Below are 9343 nucleotides of genomic sequence, written 5' to 3'. Positions count from 1 at the left end.
TGGTGGACCTTGGCGCCGGTGGCGGTGGAGATGCCGCTGACGTCCACGCACTTGCCGCTGTTGACGGCGACGAGCTGGTAGTCGTGGCTGTTGCCCAGCGCGGTCACGGCGTTCAGTGTGAAGCGCTGGTTGGTGCCGCCGTGGCAGGTCCACTGCTGGACGGCGCCCCCGTTGGCGGTGGAGAAGGCTGAGATGTCGAGGCACTTGCCGCTGGAGTGGTTGACGACGGTGTAGGTGTCGGTGGCGCCGCTGACGGGGTGGAAGTCGAAGCGCTGCTCCTGGCCGGTGCCGCAGGTGTTCTGCTGGAGCTGGGTGCCGTCGGCCGTCGACTGGCCGGGGTTTTCCAGGCAGAGCACGCTGTGCTGGGCGACCGCTGTGGACGAGAAGCCGGTCGAGGCGCCGATGTGCAGGTTCTGCGGGGCGAAGGAGACCTGGTCGAGGTGCGGGGCGGAACTGGACCGCATGGGCTGGCCGATGTCGCTGCCGCCGCCCGAGTAGACCAGGCCGATGGTGGTGCCGTCGTAGTTGTAGAGCTGGGAGGCGGTGAACTTCACCGTGTTGGCGCCCGCGGCGAGGGTGACGGGAACCGTGTAGTTGTTGAACTGGTTCCAGTGCAGGGTGCTGGCGAAGTTGACGCGGGTGGCGGTGCCGCCGTTGACGCTGACGTCGGCGTGCTCGGCGTACAGGTCGGGGTTGTAGTGGTTGGAGGGCAGTTCCTCGGCGTTGGAGTAGCGCATGGTCATGGCGTACGTGCCGGCCGTGGGCGCGTTGACGTTGAGGGTGAGGGAGTTGGCGGTTCCGTTGCCGATGCCGGTGACGACGCCCGTGCCCTTGGCCTGGGTGTAGGTGGTGTCGGCGGCGGCGGTGCCGGTGAGGGTGCCGTTCTCGGCCTGGTAGGTGACGACGTTGCCGGTGGTGATGGTGTCGGTGGCGCTGAAGGGGGTGACGGCCAGGCGGTCCAGGGCGAGGGTGCCGCTGGTGCCGGTCACCTTCACCTTGTTGATGCCGGAGTTGAGGTAGACCCGGTTGGTGGAGGTGGTCCAGGCGTCGGGGGTGGCGCCGGAGAGCGTCTGGTCGTTGAGGGTCTTGCCGTTCACGGTGAGGTCGGCCTGGCCGGTGTTGCGGAAGCGGGTGGCCAGGTCGGCGTAGCCGTCGCGGGCGGAGTAGACCCAGAAGGTGGCGGACTTGCCGCTGGTGAGGTTGACCGCGCCGGCGCCGGACTGGCCCTGGGAGGTGTAGCTGGCGGTGCTGTTGTCGGAGAGGTTGGCCTGCTCGGCCTCGATGACCGTGGTGCCCTGGACGGAGGCGTCCTTGTACTTGAGGTCGATCTTGTCGATGATCGCGTCGCCCACGGTCGCCGCGCCGTTGTCGCCGGTGGTGGCGAGGGTGATGGTGTGGCTGCCCGCGGTGAGGTGCACGGTGGCCTCGCTGTGGCCCCACACCACCCACTGGAAGCCGACCGGGACGTCGATCCTGCTGGAGGCGCCGCCGTCGACCCGCGCGTAGATGTTCGTCGGGCCCCTGACGTCGGAGTCCTTGCCGTAGCTGTTGCCGAACACCGACAGGTCGTAGTCACCGGTTGTGGGGACGGAGACCGCGAAGGAGATGACGCTGTCCGACCCGGTGCGCAGGCCGCCGACGTTCTTGCCGCCCGACGTGGCGAACTTGCCGACGTCGCCGGTGGCGCTGCCCTCGGTGTTGATGCCGGTGGCGCTGCCGGTGAGAGTGGCGTCCTCGGCCTCGTAGCTGCCGGTCCAGGTGTTGTCGGAGGCGGTGGCGGAGCCGGTGCCGCCGGGGGAGAGGATCACCTGGTAGGCGGACATCGCGTCGAGCGTGATGGGGAGGGTGATGGAGCCGTCGGAGCCCACGGTGACGTCGGCGTCGGAGAGCCGGACCGGGGCGGACGCGGCGCCGATGTAGCCGCTGTAGCGGTCCTGGAAGACGCTCACGTGCACGGTGGAGCCGAAGACGGAGGAGCTGATGTTCTTGATGACCGTGTTCGAGTCACCGCTGGTGCCGCCCCCGGCGAGGATGACCCGGGCCTGCTTCTTGGCCGTGTCGAGGCTGGCGAGGCCCTGGAGGGTATAGGCGTCGTTGTTGGCGGCGCCGGTGACCTTGACGGTGTTGCCGCTCATGGAGCTGTACCAGTTGTACAGCCACCACTGGGCGTTGGGCGTGTTCTGGGCCGCGGCCGAGTCGCCGAGGTTGCCGTTGATGTTCCAGTACGGCAGGTTCCCGTCGACCTTCTCGTCCTCGACGGCCGCGATCCACTGGACCATCTGCCCGGGGTCGGTCAGGTGGAAGCGGTGGGCGTACTCGTTGAGGTTGACGGTGATCGGGGAGACCCCGGCGGCGATCTCCCGCGCCCGGTAGTCCTCGACGGTCGTACGGACGTCCTTCGGGTTGATCAGGGTGTGCCAGGTCACCACGTCGGGGAGACAGCTGTTGGTCTTGCAGTAGGACAGGAAGCCGCTGAAGGCGGAGCTGGAGTAGCCGGACACGTTGGGGCCGGCCAGCCGTGCGGCGGGCCAGATGCCCTTGATGAAGTCGTAGGTCTGCTTCCACTCGGCGTTGAACGCGGCCAGCTGCGACGAGTTGCTGGTCATGGCGCTGAACCAGTTCAGGTCGGGCTCGTTGTAGGGGACGAAGACGATGTGGCTCGCGTAGGGGCTGGCCATCGCCTGCTCGACCTGGGTCTTCATGGTCGCCTTGAACGCCGTGTAGCTGGCGCGTTCGTAGGCGGCGCGGTAGACGTCCGTCATGTAGATCATGATGTCGCCGCCGCCGCTGTCCACGAAGGGCTTGGCGATCTCCAGGGCGTCGGAGCCGGGGTGCTGCTGTCCGTCCTGGTACTTGGTGTTGGTGGTGTCGAGCCCCATCCCCTCGATGAGGTTGTTCGTCGGTACGTCCGGCCCGTACAGGCCGTAGAGGGCTCCGGAGGCGCCGCCGCGGAAGGCTCCGGTGGTGGTGCCGAGGTCGACGGTGAGGGTGGGGGTGGCTGCGGCGGCCGGGGACACCATCACGGTGGTGGCGCCCGCTATGACGGCCAGAGAGAGGAGCGACTTCGAGACGCCGTGGAGAAGACGTCTTGCCGTCGAGCGCCCTTGCCCGATTCCTTGCATGTGCTTCGCCCTTTCAGGGATGCGGCTGTTCGGTGCTGCGCCGGCCCCCGTGCCGGACGTGTGGGTGAGGTGGGACCGGAGGGTCAGGCGACGGTCGCGCCGGTTCCGGCGTTCGCGTGGCGGATCTCGTGGTCCCGGGCGAGCAGCAGATAGCTGCTGGCGGTCCAGGTGTAGGCGCGGTCGCGCAGCCCTTCGCCGGTGAGCGCGTCGAAGTTCTCGGCGAAGCCGGAGGTTTCGCACAGGGCGCGGAAGCGGGCGCTGATCTCGTCCGCGAGGCGTTCGTGCCCGGCGCGGCGCAGACCGTCCTCGACGAGCACGGTGGCGGGGGCCCAGATCGGGCCGCGCCAGTAGCCGTCAGGCTCGTAGTGCGGGGAGGCGGGGTGCTCGGTCGCGAGGCCGTACGCGGTGAGGTGTGTGTCGATGCGTTCGGCCAGCCGGTCGCTGACCTTGTCTGGCAGGCGGTCGCCGAGCACGATCGGCATCAGGTCGAGGAGGCTGGCGCTGCGGGAGAGGGCACCGCCGTGGGCGGGGCGGGCCAGGAACCGTTCGCCGTCCCACAATTCGCGCAGCAGGGCGGTCTGGAGGGTGTCGGCTGTCTGCGTGCGGTGGCGGGCGTCGTCCTCGAAGCCCAACTCGGCGGCCAGCCGGGCCAGTTCGTCGAGCTGGAGGATCAGTACGGCGGTGAGGTCGGCGGTGACGGCGACGCGGTCGGGGTCGAAGGTGGTGGCGTTGTCCCAGCCGCTGTCGTTGCCGTGCTGGTAGTGGGGCAGGGTGGCGCCGGGGGCGCGGCGCGCGGTGAGCCAGAAGTCCGTCCAGCGGGTCAACCTGTTGTACGCCTCGGCGAGTTGGGCCCGGGTGAGGGGCTTGGGGAGCCGTCGGCGGAGGTGGCCGAGGGTCCAGCCGTGGATGGGGGGTTTGACGAAGTTGTAGAGGACCTCGGAGTGGGTGACGGAGTCGGGCAGGGCGCCGCTCTCGTCCTGGTGGTCGAAGGGGAGGGAGAACTGGTCCCAGGCCGTCTCCGGGTGTCCGGGGGCCAGTGCGAGGGCGTTGAAGCAGTGGTCCCAGCTCCACACCTTGTCCATCCAGTGCTTGGACATCAGCACCGCGGGCCGGGTGACCAGCCCCGCCGGGCGCACGGTCGCCGACCACACCACGTAGGCGGCGAGTTCGGCGGCCGGGGTGGCGGCCGAGCGCCAGGGGGCGACGGTGTCGGCGTATTCGGTGAACGACCGCCGGGCGGCCTCCACGACCTCGCCGAACGTCGCCTGCGAGCTGAACGGCCGTCGCGCGGTGTCGAGTTCCTCGACTGCGATCTCCCATGTCCCGTCGGCCCCGGCGACGACCGTGAGACCGCGTTCGCCCGCGCCCAGGGCCTGCGCACCGGACACGACGCCCACCGTGCCGGACAGCACGGTGACGCGGTAGCGGCGTCCTGTCTCGTAGGAGGTGAACACGTGGGCGCCGTCCACCGGGTCGCGGTAGAAGTACGTCCCGCCGAACGGGGTCAGGGTGCCCGCCGCCGCACTGATGCCGAAGGCGAGATGGGTGCCGTGAACGCGCACGGTGTCCGGCGTCTCGTAGGCGAGGTCGACGCGGCCGTCTGTACCAGTCCAGGAGAGCAGGCCGGGCGTCGCTTCCACGGCGGTCCCGGCGCGTTCGCCGGTGGCCGGGTGGAGGGGGGCGAGGCGCAGGACGGCGTGCATGCCGTTCTGGTGCGAGACGAGGTGGAGGTCTTCGGCGCGGGTCTTCTCCGCGAGCACGGGGGAGATGCCGAACCAGGAGCCGTGCGTGCTGAAGGGTATGTCGTGGACGGAGAAGGCGGGGCCGGACGGTGCGGCGGTCATGGAGGCAGCACTCATTTCTTGAGCGGAGGGGGGCGGCGGCTCATGAAGAGCACGGCAGGTGCGCCGGGGAGACGGCTGGTGTCAGTCCTTCACGGCGCCGGCGGTCACACCGGCCGCGACATAGCGCTGGGCGAGGACGAGGATCACCGTGGCGGGCAGGGAGGCCACGACGGCGGTCGCCATGATGGCGTTCCACTGCTGGTTGTTGTTGCCGATGTAGTGGTAGATGCCGAGGGTGATCGGCTCGTGCGCGCCGCCGCCCGCGAGGGTGCTGGCGAAGACGAAGTCCGACCAGGACCACAGGAACGAGAACAGGGACACGGTGACGATCGCGTTGCGGCTCATCGGCAGCACGATCGACCAGAAGGTACGCAGCGCCCGCGCCCCGTCCACCTGCGCGGCCTGGAGCAGTTCGCCGGGGATGCCCGACATGAACGCGGTGAAGATGAGCACGCCGAACGGGACCGCCAGGGTGGAGTCGGCGACGATCAGGCCGGGCACCGACTGGAGCAGGCCCAGCTGCAGGTAGATGGCGTAGAAGCCCATCGCCATGATGATGCCGGGGATCATCTGCGCGACCAGGAACAGAAAGCTGAACACCCCTGCCCCGCGCGGGCGGAGCTTGGCCAGCGCGTAGCCGGCGGGCGCGGCCAGGGCCACGGTCAGGACGACGGTGCCCAGGCCGATGACGAGGCTGGTGGCGAGGTAGGGCAACTGGTCGTCCAGGACGGCCCGGTAGCCCGCGAAGGTGGGATCGGCCGGGAACAGGTCGGGCGAACTCTTGCGCATGTCCTGGTCGCGGGTGAAGGACACGTTGAGCATCCAGTAGACCGGGAAGAGCATGATCGCGGTCAGCAGGAGACCGAGGGCGGTCTTCCACCAAGTACCGGTACGGAGGTTCATGACAGCGCCTGCTTCCGCTGGACCCGGACGTAGAGGAGGCCGAAGACGAGCGCGGTGACGACGAGCAGGTTGCCGACGGCCGCGCCGGGGCCGAAGGCGGGCAGCAGGCTGCCGAAGCCGAGCTGGTAGGACCAGGTGGCGAAGGTGGTGGAAGAGTCGGCCGGACCGCCCTTGGTCATGATCCAGATGGTGTCGAAGACCTTGAGTGTGTAGACGAGGCCGAGGAGCAGGGTGATCGCGGAGACCGGGCGCAGCAGCGGGAAGGTGATGCGCCAGAACCGCTGCCAGGCGTTCGCCCCGTCCAGGGCGGCGGCCTCGTACAGGCTGGTGGGGATGGACTGCAGGCCGCTGTAGAGGACGACCAGGTTGAAGGGGACGCCGACCCAGGTGTTCGCGATGATCACCGAGGTCAGCGACCAGTCGGGCGAGGTCAGCCAGTTCACCGGGCCGATCCCGACCATGCCGAGGGCGGCGTTGACGATGCCCGAGTCGCTGTTGAGCATCCACGACCAGGTGGACGCCGACACGATCAGCGGCAGCAGCCACGGTACGAGGAACAGGCCCCGCAGGGTCGCGGAGAGCCGGAAGTTCTGGTTGAAGAAGACCGCCAGCGCCAGCCCGATCGTGTACTGGAAGACCAGGCAGACGACCGTGAACACCACGGTGTGCAGCAGCGCCGGGGCGAACGTCGGGTCGTCGAAGACGGTCCGGAAGTTGTCCAGGCCCGTGAAGGGGGCGTTGCCCTGGACGAAGGAGCGGACGGTGTAGTTCCGCAGGCTCAGATCGATGTTGCGGTAGAGCGGGTAGGCGTAGAAGAGGACGAGGTAGAGGGTGACCGGGGCGAGGAAGCCCCAGGCCGCCCACTGCTGGGAGGCCGGACGGCGCCGGGCCGGGGTACGGCCCGGGGCAGGGGCGGCGGCGGGCGCCGCCCCCTTCCGGTGGGGAACCCGTCGGTGGCCCGGCGGGTGTGTCGTGCGGTTCATCAACGGGTCCCTGGCAGTGGTTACTTGACGGCGGACTGGGCCGAGTCGAGCGCGTCCTTCGGTGACGCCGACCCGCTGAGCGCGGACTGGACCGCCTTCCACAACTGCTCGGAGATCTTCGGGTACTTGGTGCCCAGGTCGTCACTGGTACGTCCCTTGGCGGCCTTCACCGCGTCCACCCAGGGCTTGAGGTCGTCGTTCGCCGCGATCTGCTTGTCCTGGACCTCGCTGGTCGGGGCCACGTAGGACAGCGTCTTGTCGGTGTAGTTCAGGTTCTCGTCGCTGGTGATGCAGGACACCAGCTTCTGCGAGGTGGCGTAGCGGGCGGTGTCGCCCTGCACGGGGATGGTGACGAACTCACCGCCCGTCGGCGCCGCCGCGTTGCCCCCGGCGGAGGCCGGGACCGGGATGACTCCGTAGTCGAAGCCGACCTTCTCGGCGTTGGCGAGCTGCCAGGTGCCGTTCTCGCTGAACGCGTAGTCGCCGGTGGCGAACTCCGCCCAGCTGGTCGTCTGGGTGTTGTTGATGACCGAGTTGGGGGCGTAGCCCTTGTCCAGCCAGCCCTTCCACAGCGACAGCGCGGACACCGCCTGGTCGGAGTCGAGCGCGGTCAACTGGGCGCCGGAACCCCAGAACCAGGGCAGGAACTGGAAGCTGCCCTCCTCCGTGCCGATCGCGGAGAACGTGATGCCCTTCTTGCCGGCCGCCTTCACCTTCGCCAGCGCCGCCGTCAGCGACGGCCAGTCCTTCACCGAGGCGATGTCCACCCCGGCCTTCTCCAGCACGTCCTCGTTGTAGTACAGGGCGAGGGTGTTCGCGCCGATCGGCGTGCCGTACGTCTTCCCTCCCGCCTGACCGGCCGCCAGCAGGTTGGGATCCACCTTGGAGGTGTCCACCTTGTTGTCGTCGGTCGTGGTCAGCACGCCCGCCTCGGCCAGCGTCGACACCACCGGGTTGTCGACGATCAGGACGTCCGCGGAGTTGTCCTGCTGCGCCGCCAGCAGGGCCTTGTTCGTCAGGTCGCTGGTGTCGAACGCGGTGCGCTTGATCTTCACCCCGGCGCTCTTGCCACAGACGTCCAGCAGCTTCGCCCACTCGGAGGACTTGTCGAACTGCGGGTACGGGTCCCAGATCGTGTACGTACCGCCGTCCGCGTCCTTTGTGCCGGCGCTGCCCGAGCCGGAGGAGCACGCGGTGGCGCCGACGGTGACGGCTACGACGGTGAGGGCGGCGGCGGTGAGACGCCGTCTGGCAGATGTGTTCATGGTGGTTCCTCATGGGTTCTGGCACAGGTGTGCCCTGGGATCGGCACAGGAGTGCCCGGGGAAGGGGTGATCGGCGGCTGCTGGGGAGGGCGGGAGTCGCGCAGTCGGCCGTTACTGGGACGGGTGAGGGTGGAGGAGAGGGTGCCGGGTGTTGGTCAGGGTGTCGCTGGCGCGGTGCTCGCGCGAAGGGAGATGGGTGGTGCGAGGAGGTGGTTGCGGGCGGGGGTGTCGGGGTGGTCGAGGCGTTGGACGAGGAGGTCGACGGCGAGCCGGCCCATCTGCTCCGCCGGCACGTCCGCCGCGGTGAGCTGCGGGGTCACCGTCTCCGCCCACCTGCTGGCGACGACTCCGGTGACGGAGAAGTCGCGCGGTACATGGCGGCCGGCCTGGGCCAGCCCCCGGTAGAGGCCGCCGAGCGCGGCCTCGTTCAGCGTGACCAGCGCCGTGGTCGCGGGGTCGTCGTGCAGGATCCGCTCCAGACAGGTCAGCCCGGAGGCGGCATCGTCTCCGCAGGTGTACGTCCGGACGGTGAGCCCGCGTTCCGCCGCCGCCTTGGTGAAGCCGTCCAGACCCCGGTGGGCGGACTCGTACCCGGCCCGCAGGAGCTGCTCGGGCCGGTTGACGAAGGCGACCCTGCGGTGGCCGAGGTCGGCCAGGTGGTGCACACAGGCCGCCGCCAGTGCCGTGTGGTCCAGGCCCACCCACCAGCTGCCATCCGGGTGGGCGCTACGGCCGATGGCGACCGACGGGAAGTCCAGCGCGGCGAGATGCTCCAGCCGGTCGTCGTCCAGCCGGATCTCCATCAGGATCGCGCCGTCCACCCGCCGCTCGCCCAGCAGCCGCTGGAACGAACGGTCACTGTCCACACCGCTCGGCGAGAGCAGCACGTCGTAGTCGTAGGTGGCGGCGGCCTCGACCACACTGCCGATGAAGTCCAGCTGCATGCCGGTGTAGTGGTTCCCGGCCGGCGGGAAGACCAGACCGATGGTGTCGGTCCGGCCGTTGGCCAGCGCCCGCGCACTCGCGTTGGGCTGGTAGCCCAGTTCGTCGATGACCCGCTGGATCTTCTGCCGGGTCTCCCCGGACACCGGACGCTTCCCGCTCAACGCGTACGACACGGTGCTCCGCGAGACACCGGCCCGCTTGGCGATCTCTCCGATGTTCACGGGGCTCCTTGTCGAGAGGGATCGAACCGATTCGACGATTCGACGGAAGACGATCACTAC

At 69.2% G+C, this 9343-nt stretch carries 6 protein-coding genes; all 6 read right to left on the bottom strand.

Annotated elements, in window-relative coordinates:
• The coding region (locus tag CW359_RS03420; protein WP_105968229.1) for an RICIN domain-containing protein at positions 1–3122 on the bottom strand (3122 nt) is incomplete at its 3' end.
• Positions 3123–3205: 83 nt separating this feature from the next.
• A complete protein-coding gene (locus CW359_RS03415; RefSeq protein WP_105968157.1) occupies positions 3206–4966 on the bottom strand; it encodes an amylo-alpha-1,6-glucosidase in 1761 nt (586 codons plus the stop codon).
• An 81-nt stretch (positions 4967–5047) separates the two neighbouring features.
• A complete protein-coding gene (locus CW359_RS03410; RefSeq protein WP_105968156.1) occupies positions 5048–5869 on the bottom strand; it encodes a carbohydrate ABC transporter permease in 822 nt (273 codons plus the stop codon).
• Positions 5866–6852 (bottom strand): carbohydrate ABC transporter permease, encoded by a 987-nt coding sequence (locus CW359_RS03405; RefSeq protein ID WP_105968155.1) that lies wholly within the window; start codon positions 6850–6852, stop codon positions 5866–5868. The genes CW359_RS03410 and CW359_RS03405 overlap by 4 nt, the downstream gene beginning before the upstream one ends.
• 20 nt (positions 6853–6872) lie before the next feature.
• Positions 6873–8117 carry a sugar ABC transporter substrate-binding protein gene (locus CW359_RS03400; protein WP_105968154.1) on the bottom strand — a complete coding sequence of 415 codons (1245 nt, stop codon included), beginning with the start codon at positions 8115–8117 and terminating at the stop codon, positions 6873–6875.
• Positions 8118–8272: 155 nt separating this feature from the next.
• Positions 8273–9283, bottom strand: a complete 1011-nt coding sequence (locus CW359_RS03395) for a LacI family DNA-binding transcriptional regulator (protein ID WP_105968153.1) — start codon at positions 9281–9283, stop codon at positions 8273–8275.
• Positions 9284–9343 lie beyond the last annotated feature (60 nt).

Origin of the sequence: Streptomyces geranii (genome assembly GCF_002954775.1) — a bacterium.
In the GTDB taxonomy this organism is placed as follows: domain Bacteria; phylum Actinomycetota; class Actinomycetes; order Streptomycetales; family Streptomycetaceae; genus Streptomyces; species Streptomyces geranii.
Note: the sequence above shows the minus strand (reverse complement) of the source record. Positions and strands in the feature narration are given on the sequence as shown.